General features: G+C 62.5%; 13 protein-coding genes. 9 read left to right on the forward strand and 4 right to left on the reverse strand.

All coding sequences use genetic code 11. From position 1 onward, the window contains the following. Positions 1-138: 138 nt before the first annotated feature. The gene (locus V3C33_07670; GenBank protein XAS69124.1) at positions 139-759 is read right to left on the reverse strand and encodes an L-threonylcarbamoyladenylate synthase; all 621 of its coding nucleotides are present in this window, start codon (positions 757-759) and stop codon (positions 139-141) included. Positions 760-1,311: 552 nt separating this feature from the next. Here V3C33_07670 and V3C33_07675 point away from each other — a divergent pair. Next, complete coding sequence (locus tag V3C33_07675) at positions 1,312-1,752, forward strand: VOC family protein (GenBank protein ID XAS69125.1); 441 nt, start codon at positions 1,312-1,314, stop codon at positions 1,750-1,752. Positions 1,753-1,808: 56 nt separating this feature from the next. On the opposite strand, the gene V3C33_07680 is transcribed toward V3C33_07675, so the two are convergent. Then, positions 1,809-2,030 carry a hypothetical protein gene (locus V3C33_07680; protein ID XAS69126.1) on the reverse strand — a complete coding sequence of 74 codons (222 nt, stop codon included), beginning with the start codon at positions 2,028-2,030 and terminating at the stop codon, positions 1,809-1,811. A gap of 121 nt (positions 2,031-2,151) precedes the next feature. Here V3C33_07680 and V3C33_07685 point away from each other — a divergent pair, with 121 nt between their 5' ends. Then, positions 2,152-2,802, forward strand: a complete 651-nt coding sequence (locus V3C33_07685; GenBank protein XAS69127.1) for a hypothetical protein — start codon at positions 2,152-2,154, stop codon at positions 2,800-2,802. A gap of 31 nt (positions 2,803-2,833) precedes the next feature. On the opposite strand, the gene V3C33_07690 is transcribed toward V3C33_07685, so the two are convergent. Continuing rightward, positions 2,834-2,962 carry a hypothetical protein gene (locus V3C33_07690; protein XAS69833.1) on the reverse strand — a complete coding sequence of 43 codons (129 nt, stop codon included), beginning with the start codon at positions 2,960-2,962 and terminating at the stop codon, positions 2,834-2,836. A 319-nt stretch (positions 2,963-3,281) separates the two neighbouring features. Between V3C33_07690 and V3C33_07695 the strand changes: the two genes are divergently transcribed. The 3 genes from V3C33_07695 (at position 3,282) to V3C33_07705 (ending at position 5,389) form a co-directional block, all read left to right on the forward strand. Continuing rightward, entirely contained in the window at positions 3,282-4,493 is a 1,212-nt protein-coding gene (locus V3C33_07695) for an inorganic phosphate transporter (GenBank protein XAS69128.1), read from the forward strand. Further along, on the forward strand, positions 4,490-4,711 hold the full coding sequence (locus tag V3C33_07700; protein ID XAS69129.1) for a hypothetical protein: 222 nt from the start codon (positions 4,490-4,492) through the stop codon (positions 4,709-4,711). The genes V3C33_07695 and V3C33_07700 overlap by 4 nt, the downstream gene beginning before the upstream one ends. Positions 4,712-4,813: 102 nt before the next feature. After that, entirely contained in the window at positions 4,814-5,389 is a 576-nt protein-coding gene (locus V3C33_07705; GenBank protein XAS69130.1) for a dihydrofolate reductase family protein, read from the forward strand. Between the two features lie 23 nt (positions 5,390-5,412). Here V3C33_07705 and V3C33_07710 read toward each other — a convergent pair whose 3' ends face one another. Continuing rightward, positions 5,413-5,877: a hotdog fold thioesterase gene (locus tag V3C33_07710; protein XAS69131.1), complete on the reverse strand. Its 465-nt coding sequence runs from the start codon at positions 5,875-5,877 to the stop codon at positions 5,413-5,415. A 178-nt stretch (positions 5,878-6,055) separates the two neighbouring features. On the opposite strand from V3C33_07710, the gene polA reads away from it, so the two are divergent. The 4 genes from polA to rpsA all read left to right on the forward strand — a co-directional run bounded on the left by polA (position 6,056) and on the right by rpsA (position 12,739). Further along, entirely contained in the window at positions 6,056-8,695 is a 2,640-nt protein-coding gene (gene polA / locus V3C33_07715; protein XAS69686.1) for a DNA polymerase I, read from the forward strand. A gap of 123 nt (positions 8,696-8,818) precedes the next feature. Next, positions 8,819-10,105 (forward strand): GNAT family N-acetyltransferase, encoded by a 1,287-nt coding sequence (locus V3C33_07720; protein ID XAS69687.1) that lies wholly within the window; start codon positions 8,819-8,821, stop codon positions 10,103-10,105. 30 nt (positions 10,106-10,135) lie between these two features. Next, complete coding sequence (locus V3C33_07725; protein XAS69132.1) at positions 10,136-11,089, forward strand: polysaccharide deacetylase family protein; 954 nt, start codon at positions 10,136-10,138, stop codon at positions 11,087-11,089. 168 nt (positions 11,090-11,257) lie between these two features. Continuing rightward, complete coding sequence (gene rpsA, locus V3C33_07730) at positions 11,258-12,739, forward strand: 30S ribosomal protein S1 (protein ID XAS69133.1); 1,482 nt, start codon at positions 11,258-11,260, stop codon at positions 12,737-12,739. Positions 12,740-12,839 lie beyond the last annotated feature (100 nt).

Genomic DNA, 12,839 nt, shown 5'->3' on the forward strand with positions numbered 1-12,839 from the left:
GCGGACTAGCTGGGTTCGAATGGTTTTGTGCGCCGCGGAGGTGGGCCGCGCTGGACCTTGCCTGGCTCACAACAAAGCAACCTGCCGATCGCTAGCCCGCACGTCTTCAGCCAGCAGCACCAGAGGGGTGAGCATTTCCTATTCGAACCGGGAGGGGTCGCCTGTTCCTCGGCGCACAATCTCTGCAGTGCCGTTCGAGAAGTCCACAACTGTTGTCGGTTCGGAGCCGCAGTCGCCGGAATCGATCACGGCGTCCACCTCGTAATCGAGCCTCTCCTTGATTTCCCAGCCCTGCGTCAGCGGGTCCTCCTGGTCCGGCAGCAGAAGTGTGCTGGAAAGGAGGGGTTCGCCCAGCTCGGCCAGCAGCGCCTGGACAACCCTGTTGTCAGGGATGCGCACGCCCACCGTTTTCTTCTTCGGATGCAGCAGCCGCCGCGGAACCTCTTTCGTGGCGGGCAAAATGAAGGTGTAGCTGCCGGGCGTGACCGATTTGATGCTGCGGAACACGTCGTTGCCGATGTTCACAAACTGGCCAAGCTGGGCGAAGTCCTTGCATACCAGCGTGAAATGGTGCTTGCTGTCGAGGTGTCGGATTGCGCGAATCCGATCCAGGGCGTCCTTGTTACCCAGCTGTGCCCCCAGCGCATAACAGGAGTCCGTGGGGTAGACGATCAGCCCACCGGACCGCACGAGATCCACAGCCTGGGCGATGGCGCGGGGTTGTGGATCCTGGGGGTGGACGTCGAAGTATCTGGCCATGGAACGAGCCTACGGCCCGACGCCGATTTGTGCACTCACGGCTCCGTTCCGAGGCATCTGAGCACATGCGTTTCTGAAAAAGCAGAAGATTTCTCACACTTCTGCGGGTCAGAGTCCGGGCGGCGTTACCTTCTCTGGCCATTCCAGGCCGGGTGCTGCAAGTTCGTTCGATTCTCTTGCGACCGGCGTCGTCGGCGTCGTCGCTCTTGCCCTTGTTCTTGATCTCCTTCTGGTTGGCCTCGGGCAGCCGAGAACCCCGCGAGGTATCCGGGACTGAATCCGCGAAAAGTCCTCTCCCGCCATGTCTGTGGCTGCCGACGGCGTTAACGGAGCCAGCATCCTGCTGGTCAAGGTCGCCCGGCGATACCCGGGCCAAGCGAAAGTCGGGACAAGGAGCGCATCGCCACCCGCGTGGATGAGCTGCTGGAATTGGTTTCGCTGGCCCCCTATGAAGCCGGCCCAAAGTGGGGCAACATTTGTAGTGTCCCTGCCAGGAAGGCATCCGTATCCGTCGGTGCCCCGGACTGAACAACCACAGGAGGAGACACAGTGATGACCACTAGGCTCAACCCTTACCTTGGCTTCCAGGACAACGCCAGGGAGGCGTTGAATTTCTACCAGACCGTCTTCGGCGGCGAACTTGCCCTCAACACCTTCGGCGATTTCCATGCGAGTGAGGATCCGGCTGAGGCGGACAAAATCATGCACGGGATGCTGACAACGGACAACGGCATGGTGCTGATGGGTTCTGACACGCCCAATGCCATGGAGTTCAAACCGGGCAACACCTTCACTGTCTCGCTCAGCGGCGAGGACGACAGCGAGCTCCGCGGCTATTGGGACCAGCTCTCCGGCAGCGGTTCGGTCACAGTTCCCCTTGAGGTTGCGCCCTGGGGTGACAGCTTCGGAATGTGCACCGACAAGTTCGGCATCGCGTGGATGGTCAACATTACAGGTGCACGGCCGGGATCCGCCCAGCAACAGCCCGCATGAACCTGTTGCCCCCTATACGTTGCCGAGACCGCCGACGCCCAGGCCCGGGCGCATAGCTAGCAAGGCGGCATCGGTATGTTCCAGCGCGGCTTCCAGCTGTCCTCCGGATGCCCTGCCGCAAGGATGACGGCGCCGCGGGCCTGAAAGGCTGAGGCCTGGCTGCCCGGGGAGGAGAAGTGCTCCGCGGTCTGCTCCAGTCCCGGCGTCAGTTCTCGGATGGCTGCGGCCGAGCCGTCGCCGTCTTCGCTCAGTCGCCGGCAAAGCTCCTCAGCAGCCATTGGGGTTCTCCCCGGATGACGCATCGAGGATACCGCCGTGCCCGTACCCGGAAAGGGAAGCAGCTGCGCAGCGCCGGCATTTTCCCTTGAGGTGAATGGCGCCCGGTGCAACGATGGAGGCGTGCAGCCAATTTTTGATTTCATAGGCCACTACTGGTGGCTGGTCTTTCCGTTGAGCGGCATTGTTGGTGGGTGGGGGCGGGCATGGTCGAAGTCAAATGAACGGAGGCACCAGCGCCGGATCGAACTCTACAAGCTCAAGAATCAGGCGGAACAGTCCAGCGCGGGCGAGGTTGAGGTTCTGCTTTCGGCCCACAACTCCGTTAACCGCCGCTGGCTCGACTACGAGCTGGACGTCGGCAAACTCATCGACTTTCCGGTGATGACGGATGTCCGGGAGCCCCTCACGGTGGCTTTCCTGCGCGCCAAACGCGAAGCTGATGGACTGCGCCCGGCCGCCCCGGGCGATATCACAACCAGATCCAGGCTGGTCAACTACCGGGCGGCCGTGAACGGATTCGAGATCGCCTTCGACGTCGCCGAGCGGGAAGCCAGACGGATCAAGGACAGCAACTTCTCAGTGGTGGAGCGCCGGCGGCTTGCAACGGCCCGGAAGCTGCTGCGAATAGCCGAAGATGAAGCGGCGACGCCGGCCGAGCGGCAGACTGCGTACAAGAGGGCCCGCCGGGAACTGGAAGGCCTGATTGTCCTGCCGGACGCCAGTGTTGCCGCACTGGAGGAGAAAGTTGCGCGGATGCTGGGTACCGGGTAGGCGTAGGCACGCTGAAGCTGCCGGGTAGGTTTCAGGCCGGCGTCGTCCATACCCGGTCGCGGATCTTGGGCAGGTCCTCGAGGCGCTCACGGATGTATTTGGAGTGGGCTGCGAGCTGGCTGTGGCACAGTTCCGCCAATTCGTCAGCGCCGGGAACCATGTGCGCATCCGCTTCGGCGCCTCGATGGCCGGGTGGTATCGGCTCATTCGGTTGACCGCCACCATGTCGAGCGGTGTAGTGGTGGTTCCCTGCTGGCTGAAGCCGCGGCCGGCCGTGACAGCTGGATTCAGGTTGCCCCGGACGGGCACCTCCGGCCATGTTTTGTCCTGATGCGGTTGACGCGTACGATCTATAGGGTTTCAAACCGGTCCTGTAAACACCGCAAGTCATTCCAGCCAAACACCTGGTGAACTATGCTTTGCAGGGCAGACAGTGGAAATGGAACTGCTGAACGTCGACTCTGCAGATTGGGCAACAGGTGGAAATCACCTTCATGGTGGCGCTGGTTATAGCGCTGGCACTATTTTTCGACTTCACCAACGGGTTTCATGACACCGCGAACGCGATGGCCACCCCCATTGCCACCGGCGCCATCAAGCCGAAGACGGCAGTTACGCTCGCAGCGGTCCTGAACCTGGTGGGTGCATTTTTGTCCACGGAAGTGGCAAAGACCATTTCCGGCGGAATCATCCGCGAAGGTTCTGACGGCATCCAGATCACTCCGGACATCATCTTTGCCGGTCTGATGGGCGCCATTCTGTGGAACATGCTGACCTGGCTCAAGGGTCTCCCTTCCAGCTCGTCCCACGCCCTCTTCGGAGGTCTGATCGGCGCCGCAATCGCCGGCATCGGCATCCATTCCGTGAACTTCGAAACCATGCTTCAAAAGGTCATACTGCCGGCAGTCTTTGCACCGGTGATCGCCGGGCTGGTGGCCTACCTCTGCACCCGGCTTGCGTATGCACTTACGTCCCGGCACAACCCGGAAACCGGAGACAAACTCACGCAGAAGCGCGGCGGCTTCCGCACCGGACAGATCTTCACGTCCAGCCTTGTGGCACTTGCCCACGGAACCAACGACGCACAAAAGACAATGGGCATCATCACCCTGGTCCTGATCTCCGCCGGAACCCAGCGCACCGGCACCGGCCCGCAGCTCTGGGTCATCGGCGCCTGCGCCCTCGCGATTGCCGTGGGCACCTACGCCGGCGGGTGGCGCATCATCCGCACCATGGGATCAGGCCTCACTGAAGTCAAGCCTGCGCAGGGCTTCGCGGCGGAAACCAGCACCGCGTCGGCAATCCTGGCGTCGTCCCATCTGGGCTTCGCCCTGTCCACCACGCAGGTGGCCTCCGGGTCCGTCATCGGCTCCGGCCTCGGACGCAAGGGCACCTCGGTGCGCTGGGGCACAGCGGGGCGCATCGCCGTCGGCTGGCTTTTCACACTTCCTGCCGCCGGCATCATGGGCGCGCTGACCGCGCTGCTGGTCAAGACCGGAGCGGCGGGTGTGGTGATTGCCGCAGTGGCCGGAACCGGCGCCGTGGTGTTCATGTTTGTCTATTCGCGGAAATCCCAGGTCGGTCACCACAACGCAGTGGAGGTCGAGGAAGCCGGACACGCCGTCCGTTTCCGGAAAAAGAAGTCCCTTGCCGGGGGTAAATCCAACAAGTCGAAGGGGCCGCAGCGATGAAGTGGTTGGAACTGATCGCCGTGGCCGGGGCCACGCTGGTCTCCGCATTGACCGTGGTTGTCCTGTATTCCCTGGGCGTCCGGCTGACGGCGATCGCCGGGGACGCGGAACAGACCACCCCGCGCTGGATGCGGTCCCTGGCGTATGGCTGCTTCGGCCTCTGTGGGGCTGCCGTGTTGTTCGGCCTCTATCTGATCATCCCGTACTTCAGCAAGTGACTCCGGCGTAACCCGGATGGGCTTCGGCAGCCGGGTCAACGGCGCCGGCCGATGTGCGGACCGGCTATGGGAACCCCGTGTCGAAATGGCTAGGCTTGATCCATGTCCAGACTCCAGTACTTTGTGGCTTCTTCACTCGACGGGTTTATCGCCACGGCAGACGACGACCTTGCCTGGCTGCTGCAGTTTGACGGCTTTGACGGCGGCAAGAAAAGCTACGAATCCTTTATGGAGGACGTCGGCTGCATTGTAATGGGCGGTGAGACCTTCAACTGGATCATGGCCCATGAATCGGGCAGCTGGCCGTATCCCGCCACGCCCTGCTGGATTTTCACCCACCACGAGCTGGCTGCTCCGCCGGGGTCGGATATCACCTTTGTGCGCGGGGACGTCCGCGAGTTCATCCAGGACTTCAGGAATGATGCCGGAGGGAAAAACGTGTGGGTTGTGGGCGGCGGAGACCTCGCCTCCCAGTTTGCCGACGCCGGACTGCTGGACGAACTGATCGTCTCGATCATTCCGGTGGTGCTGGGGACCGGCAAGCCGCTGCTCCCGATGGAAGGCCCGACGCCGCCGCTTGAGTTGACCGCCTCGCAGACACTGGGGCGGGGGATTGTGGAGCTCCGGTACAGTTTCGGTGCGGACACAGCCCCGAGGTCCTGGGCCCCGAAGTCCTAGGCCCTGTCGACTTGGCCCATACCTTAGGCACCGATGTCGCGGATCAGGTTGGTGATGCGCGCCGTTGACAGCCGGCGGCCCCGTTCGTCAGTCATGACAATTTCGTGGGTGGTCAGCGTGCGACCCAGGTGGATCGCTGTGCACGTGCCGGTCACGGTACCGGACGCGATGGCCCGGTGATGGGTTGCTCCCACCTCGATCCCGAGAGCCTGCCGCCGCGGCCCGGCGTGCATCCCGGCCGCAAATGAGCCCAGCGTTTCAGCCAGCACCACATGGGCGCCGCCGTGCAGGATTCCTGCCACCTGGGTGTTGCCTTCAACAGGCATGGTGGCCACAACACGTTCCGGGCTCATCTCCAGGAACGTAATTCCCATCTTCACCACCAAGGCGCCAACGCCGTGCCGGCCCAGCCATTCGTGCATTTCGTCCGGAACCCCGGCAGCCGTCAGCTCATCGGTGAACGGGCCCGGCGTGAAATTGTCCATCATGGGAACTAGGCTGGCACCTGTGAGCGAAACTACCAAACCGGACCTTTCCCCTTCCCCAGCCGAGATCATGCCGGCTGAGGAAGCGCCTGCCACCGCAGGCCCAACCGTTTCCGCGACAGAAGCGCCTGTGGTACCCCTCACAGGCCAGCCACGGCTGATGGTCCTGGACGGGCACTCCATGGCATTCCGCGCCTTTTATGCGCTCCCCGCCGAAAATTTCGCCACGGCCACGGGTCAGCACACCAATGCGGTGCACGGGTTCACCTCGATGCTGATCAACCTCATCAAGGAACAGAAGCCCACGCACGTGGCAGTGGCCTTTGACGTCTCGGACGAAACCACATTCAGGAAAGCCGAATACACCGAATACAAAGGCGGCCGGAACGAGACTCCGCGCGAGTTCAGCGGGCAGATCGACTTGATTGACAAGGTGATGGGCGCGTGGGGCATCAAGACCATCAAGATGCCGGGCTACGAAGCCGATGACATCCTGGCCACGCTGGCCACAATGGCTGACAACGCCGGATTCGAGGTGCTGCTGGTCTCCGGTGACCGGGACGCTTTCCAGCTGATAACGGACAACGTTTTTGTGCTGTATCCGAAACAAGGTGTCAGCAACATCCCACGGATGGACGCTGCGGCAATCCAGGAAAAGTACTTCGTCACGCCGCCCCAGTATTCGGACCTCGCGGCGCTGGTCGGGGAAACGGCTGACAACCTGCCCGGAGTTCCCGGAGTGGGCCCCAAAACCGCCGCAAAGTGGATCAACCTCTACGGTGGTCTCGAGGGAATCCTGGAAAACCTGGACGCCATCGGCGGAAAGGTGGGGGACTCCCTCCGTGAACACGTCGGCTCTGTCAAACGGAACCGCCGGCTCAATCACCTGCTCCGTGACCTTGAATTGCCGGTCACGCTGGACGAACTGGAGGAACCCCGGCCGGACCACAACGCCGTGGAGCAACTCTTCGACACCCTTGAGTTCAAGACGCTCCGTACCCGGCTTTTTGCCCTGTACGGAAACGACGCTTCGGCCGCGGAACCAGAATCCATTGATGCGCCGGCCTTCTCGGTGCTGACGGGTCAGGCGGAACTGAAGTCATTCCTCGACGCCGGGGCCGGCAAACGCTCAGCCCTTGCGGTGGAGCTGATGCCTGGCCGCATCGGAGATGACGCGTCGGCCCTGGCGATTGTCCGGGACGACGCGGCAGCGTACGTGGACTTGACAGCTCTGGACGCCGAAGCCGACAGTACTGTGGCCGGGTGGCTCGTGGACCCGGATTCGGCCAAGGTCATGCACGGCTTCAAGGCAGCTCTGAAGGGGCTCACAGCCCGTGGACTTGGTCTGGAGGGCGTGGTGGACGACACCTCAATCTCCGGGTACCTGATTCAGCCCGACCGGCGCAGCTATGAGCTGGCCGAGCTTGCCCAGCACCACCTTAAAATCAGTGTCTCCGCTGCCGCGGCGAAGACCGGCCAGCTTGAGCTGGCCTTTGGTGAGGACGACGCCGCCGCAACCGGCGCGCTGGTCCAGCAGGCCGCCGTCGTGCATTCGCTGAGCCGGCATTTCGAATCGGAGCTGAGGGAGCGCAAGGCGGAGGAGCTGCTGACCACCCTGGAGCTTCCGGTCAGCCGCGTCCTCGCGGATCTTGAAATGGCCGGTATTTCCGTGTCCATGGAACGGATGAACGATCAGCTGGCGGATCTCGCCAAGGTGATCGAGAACGCACAGGAACAGGCGTTCGCCGCGATCGGGCATGAAGTCAACCTCGGTTCACCCAAGCAGCTGCAGACCGTTCTCTTCGAAGAACTCCAACTGCCGAAGACCAAGAAGATCAAGTCCGGCTACACGACGGATGCCGCCTCGCTGAAGAACCTGCTGGAGAAAACCGGGCATGAATTCCTGGTCCAGCTCATGGCGCACCGGGAATCGGCCAAGCTGCGTCAGATGGTGGAGACGCTCAAGAAGTCCGTTGCTGAAGACGGCCGCATCCACACCACCTACGCCCAGAATGTCGCGGCCACGGGACGCATTTCCTCCAACAACCCGAACCTGCAGAACATCCCGGTCCGCAGTGAGGAAGGCCGCCGCGTCCGTGGCATCTTTGTGGTCAGCGACGGCTACGAATGCCTGCTTTCCGCTGACTATTCGCAAATCGAAATGCGCATTATGGCGCACCTGTCCGGTGACGCAGGACTGATCAAGGCCTACAAGGAGGGCGAGGACCTGCACCGGTATGTGGGCTCGCACATATTCCATGTTGCGCCGGAAGAGGTCACCAGCGCCATGCGTTCCAAGGTCAAGGCGATGTCCTACGGCCTTGCGTACGGGCTGACATCGTTCGGACTGTCCAAGCAGCTGGAACTTTCCGTAGACGAGGCCCGCACCCTGATGAAGGACTACTTCGACAGGTTCGGAGCCGTCCGCGACTACCTCCGCGGTGTGGTGGACCAGGCCCGGATCGACGGCTTCACATCCACTATCGAGGGCCGGCGGCGCTACCTGCCGGATCTGACAAGCACAGACCGGCAGCTTAGGGAAAATGCCGAGCGCATCGCGTTGAACTCGCCCATCCAGGGCTCCGCGGCGGACATCATCAAGCGGGCCATGCTGGGTGTTTCTGCCGAGCTGGCCGCGCATGGCCTGAAGTCACGGATACTGCTGCAGGTACACGATGAGCTGGTGCTCGAAGTTGCCAACGGCGAACGCGCGGCCGTGGAGAAACTGGTGACGGAGCAGATGGGGGCGGCTGCGGATCTGACAGTGCCACTGGATGTCCAGATCGGTGTGGGCTCCAGCTGGCACGACGCCGGCCACTAGCCAGTGTATGGAAAGACCAGCCTGCGCCAGCCTGTGGTGCGGCTCTGAGGCTACCCGGCGCCGGACCGTGTTGGTGCTGGCGCCGTGGCAGAGCAGTTGGCTAGGCTCTGGAGCGTGGCTAATCTGAATGATGACTATGACATCCGGCGGTTCAACGCAGTGCCCAAAGGGGACCCTGGTTATTCCGGGACCGAAACCTGGGTGGAGGCGGTGGCCTTCGGCTTCCACGACACCAAACGGAGTCCGGAGCACGTCGAAAAGATCATCGAAATGTACCGGGCGGATCAGCGGGTACTGACCGGCGCCTACCAGACCGGGAACCTGGCTGCCCATGCGCTGCCGGCAGACGTCCCGGTGGCAACGTTCGGCACGCTTCGCAAGGATCTGAACATCGGCTTCGGCCGCCAGCTGGAGACACGGCTGGTCACTGCCGTCACCGTACGCACATCCCATCGGCGCCGCGGGCTGCTGCGCCGGATGATGACCGAAGACCTTGAGCTGGCCCGCAAGGATGGCCTGGCCATGGCGGCGCTGACGGCATCGGAAGGTTCCATTTATGGACGCTTCGGCTATGGGGTGGCCAGTTTTGAACGCACGGTCAAGGTGGATACCACCGCCCGCTTCAGTCTGGAGCATGTGCCTGTGGGCACGGTTGAGGTTGCCGACAGGAAAGTACTCCTGGACGTAGCACCTCAGGTATTCGCAAGGGTGCAGCGGCTGACCCCCGGTTCCATCGACCGCCAGGAGTACTACCGGTTTGCTGCTTCCGGTGAACTGGGCCGGGACGGCAAACACGATGACGCCGTCAAGGTGGCTCTTCACTACGGGCCCGCCGGTGATGTGGACGGCTACGTCTCGTACAAATTCCTGGGCTGGGACATTAAGCCCTACACCATGGAAATCGTGGATCTGGTGGCCTCCACCAATGAGGGTTACCTGGAGCTCTGGCAGTTCCTCGGTGCCATTGACCTGGTGGAGCGTATCAGCTGGGCCGACGCCCCCGTGGATGATCCGCTGACGTGGGCGCTGGCGGATCCCCGCTGCGTGGATTCCTCCGACGGCCGGGACATGCTTTGGCTCCGCATTCTGGATGTTGAGAAAGCGCTGGCCGCGCGGCACTACCCGGCGGATGGCCGGCTGGTTCTGGCCATTGATGACTCGCTGGGCTTTGCCGCAGGAGTGTTCGCTATGGAAGTCAGTGGCGGCGAGGCCGCCGTCGTGCCCTGTGATCCGGCCGAAGCAGAACTGACTCTGGACGCTTCTGCACTCTCATCGATTTACCTGGGGGCCGTCTGCCCCGTTACACTGGCGGCAGCAGGGCGGATACGCGAAAATCAGCAGGGCGCGGCGCTCAAGGCAAGGGGCATGTTCGCCGTTGAGCGCGCCACCCACTGCCTGACCCACTTCTAGGGTGTTCACTGCCTGAATCAAAGGGTATCCATGGGGGAAATCCAGGGGCCGGTACTGTCCGGCCGCCGTTCACTGTTGCTTGGCATAGCCGGCCTTGCGTCGGCGGCGCTGACGGCGTGTTCCGCTTCAACCGGGGCAAGCCGGCCGTCGGAGGCAACACCGCTGCCTTCAAGGACGCCGACGCCCGTGGATCTGGCCACTCCGGCTCCGTCCAGGACCGGCCCTGCGGAAACGCCCACGGCGGAACCCTCGCGCCCGGCACCGCCGTCAAAACAACAGATCGTTGCCGAATTTGCCGCCCGGCGGCCGCAGGAGTGGGGGCTGCACGTCACCGGGGTGGTCAACAAGTCCCAGGCGCGGCACGTTGCGCTGACCTTTGATGCGTGCGGAGGTCCAGGCGGCGCCGGGTGCGACGTTCAGTTGTTGGCCACGCTGCGCAAGCTCAACGTCGCAGCCACGCTCTTTGTCAATGAACGCTGGATCCAGGTCAACCGGGCATTGGCCACCGAACTGGCTCACGATCCGCTTTTTGAATTGGCGAACCATGGTTTTCTGCATCGGCCGTTGTCCGTGAACGGCAAATCCGCCTATGGCATCGCGGGCACGGCAGATGTTGGCCAGGTCTACGACGAGCTCATGGGAAACCAGGGTGTCCTGCAGGAAATCACCGGACACCAGGCGCGGTTCTTCCGGCCCGGAACGGCCTTCTACGACGAAGTTTCCGCCGCAATCACCCGCCGCGTGGGTTTGTTGCCTGTGAATTTCACGGTGAACGGCGATGCCGGGGCAACGTTCGATGCGGCCACAGTCGCCGCCGAGGTAGGCAGGGTCGTGTCCGGAGACATTGTCATTTCCCACTTCAACAAACCGGGCAGCGGTACAGCCTCCGGATATGCGCAGGTATTGCCGCGCCTCCTTGGCCAGGGAATTACGTTTGCCCGGCTGGGCAGTGTCCTGCCTGCTGGACGTCCTGCGGCGCTTTGACCGGCGTTGGCGAGTGCGACTAGAATAAACGGGCGTGTACTACGTGCACAGATCTTCAATCCACAAATCAGGATAACCCGGTGCTTTGCCGTGTTCCGCATATTGCGTTCATTCGTGTGTGCGGCGGTTGCCTGACCGACTCACTATCCACAACGGAGCCCCTACTACATGACCATCACCTCCACCGAGAAGCCCGGTACCCCCGTAGTCGCGATTAACGACATCGGTACCGCTGAGGACTTCCTCGCAGCAGTCGACGCCACCATCAAGTACTTCAACGACGGGGATCTCGTCGAAGGTACCGTCGTCAAGGTCGACCGCGACGAAGTCCTGCTCGACATCGGTTACAAGACCGAAGGTGTCATCCCCTCCCGCGAGCTTTCCATCAAGCACGACGTTGATCCCGGAGACGTTGTCTCCGTTGGCGATCTGGTCGAAGCCCTGGTGCTCACCAAGGAAGACAAAGAAGGCCGCCTGATCCTCTCCAAGAAGCGTGCTCAGTACGAGCGCGCCTGGGGCGACATCGAGAAGGTCAAGGAAGAAGACGGTGTCGTTACCGGTACCGTCATCGAGGTTGTCAAGGGTGGTCTTATCCTCGACATCGGTCTGCGCGGCTTCCTGCCCGCATCCCTCGTCGAGATGCGCCGTGTGCGCGACCTGGCTCCGTACATCGGTCAGCAGATCGAAGCCAAGATCATCGAGCTGGACAAGAACCGCAACAACGTTGTTCTTTCCCGCCGTGCATGGCTCGAGCAGACCCAGTCCGAGGTACGCTCCACGTTCCTCAACAAGCTGGAAAAGGGCCAGGTCCGTCCGGGCGTCGTTTCCTCCATCGTCAACTTCGGTGCATTCGTGGACCTGGGCGGCGTAGACGGTCTGGTTCACGTTTCCGAGCTGTCCTGGAAGCACATCGACCACCCGTCCGAGGTTGTCGAAGTTGGCCAGGAAGTCACAGTGGAGGTTCTCGAGGTCGATCTGGACCGCGAGCGCGTCTCCCTGTCGCTCAAGGCTACGCAGGAAGATCCGTGGCAGACCTTCGCCCGCACCCACGCCCTCGGGCAGGTTGTTCCGGGTAAGGTCACCAAGCTGGTTCCGTTCGGCGCATTCGTCCGCGTCGAAGACGGCATCGAAGGCCTGGTCCACATCTCCGAGCTCGCAGTCCGCCACGTTGAGCTGGCTGAGCAGGTTGTCTCCGTTGGCGACGAGCTGTTCGTCAAGGTCATCGACATCGACCTCGAGCGCCGCCGCATCTCCCTTTCCCTCAAGCAGGCTAATGAGGGCGTCGACGCCGACAGCACCGAATTCGATCCGGCGCTCTACGGCATGGCCGCTGAGTACGACGAAGAGGGCAACTACAAGTACCCGGAGGGCTTCGATCCGGAGTCCAACGAGTGGCTTGAAGGCTACGAGAACCAGCGTGCAGTCTGGGAGCAGCAGTACGCTGACGCCCAGACCCGCTGGGAAGCACACAAGAAGCAGGTTGCCCAGCACGCTGTCGATGACGCTGCGGCCGCAACGTCCGGTGAGAGCGATTCAGGCACCACCAGCTACTCCTCCGAGCCGGCTGCGGCTGAGTCCAACACCGGTGGCGGCACGCTCGCCTCGGATGAGGCTCTTGCAGCACTGCGCGAGAAGCTGACCGGCAACTAGTTGCCACCAGCCTTTGGCTGACTGAAGCGGGCCCCTGCGATTCGCAGGGGCCCGCTTTGTTGTTGACCGGCCCGACACCCTCAACCGGCACAACTGCCCC

Source organism: Micrococcaceae bacterium Sec5.7 (assembly GCA_039636785.1).
Taxonomy (GTDB): Bacteria; Actinomycetota; Actinomycetes; order Actinomycetales; family Micrococcaceae; genus Arthrobacter.

Excerpts from the sequence above, each read along its gene's own strand:
- V3C33_07705 (XAS69130.1), top strand. The coding sequence starts at position 4,814 with ATGTCCAGACTCCAGTACTTTGTGGCTTCTTCACTCGACGGGTTTATC.
- V3C33_07725 (XAS69132.1), top strand. The coding sequence starts at position 10,136 with ATGGGGGAAATCCAGGGGCCGGTACTGTCCGGCCGCCGTTCACTGTTG.
- V3C33_07710 (XAS69131.1), bottom strand. The coding sequence starts at position 5,877 with ATGATGGACAATTTCACGCCGGGCCCGTTCACCGATGAGCTGACGGCT.
- V3C33_07680 (XAS69126.1), bottom strand. The coding sequence starts at position 2,030 with ATGGCTGCTGAGGAGCTTTGCCGGCGACTGAGCGAAGACGGCGACGGC.
- rpsA (XAS69133.1), top strand. The coding sequence starts at position 11,258 with ATGACCATCACCTCCACCGAGAAGCCCGGTACCCCCGTAGTCGCGATT.
- V3C33_07670 (XAS69124.1), bottom strand. The coding sequence starts at position 759 with ATGGCCAGATACTTCGACGTCCACCCCCAGGATCCACAACCCCGCGCC.
- V3C33_07690 (XAS69833.1), bottom strand. The coding sequence starts at position 2,962 with ATGGTTCCCGGCGCTGACGAATTGGCGGAACTGTGCCACAGCCAGCTC.
- V3C33_07675 (XAS69125.1), top strand. The coding sequence starts at position 1,312 with ATGACCACTAGGCTCAACCCTTACCTTGGCTTCCAGGACAACGCCAGG.
- V3C33_07700 (XAS69129.1), top strand. The coding sequence starts at position 4,490 with ATGAAGTGGTTGGAACTGATCGCCGTGGCCGGGGCCACGCTGGTCTCC.
- polA (XAS69686.1), top strand. The coding sequence starts at position 6,056 with ATGGCATTCCGCGCCTTTTATGCGCTCCCCGCCGAAAATTTCGCCACG.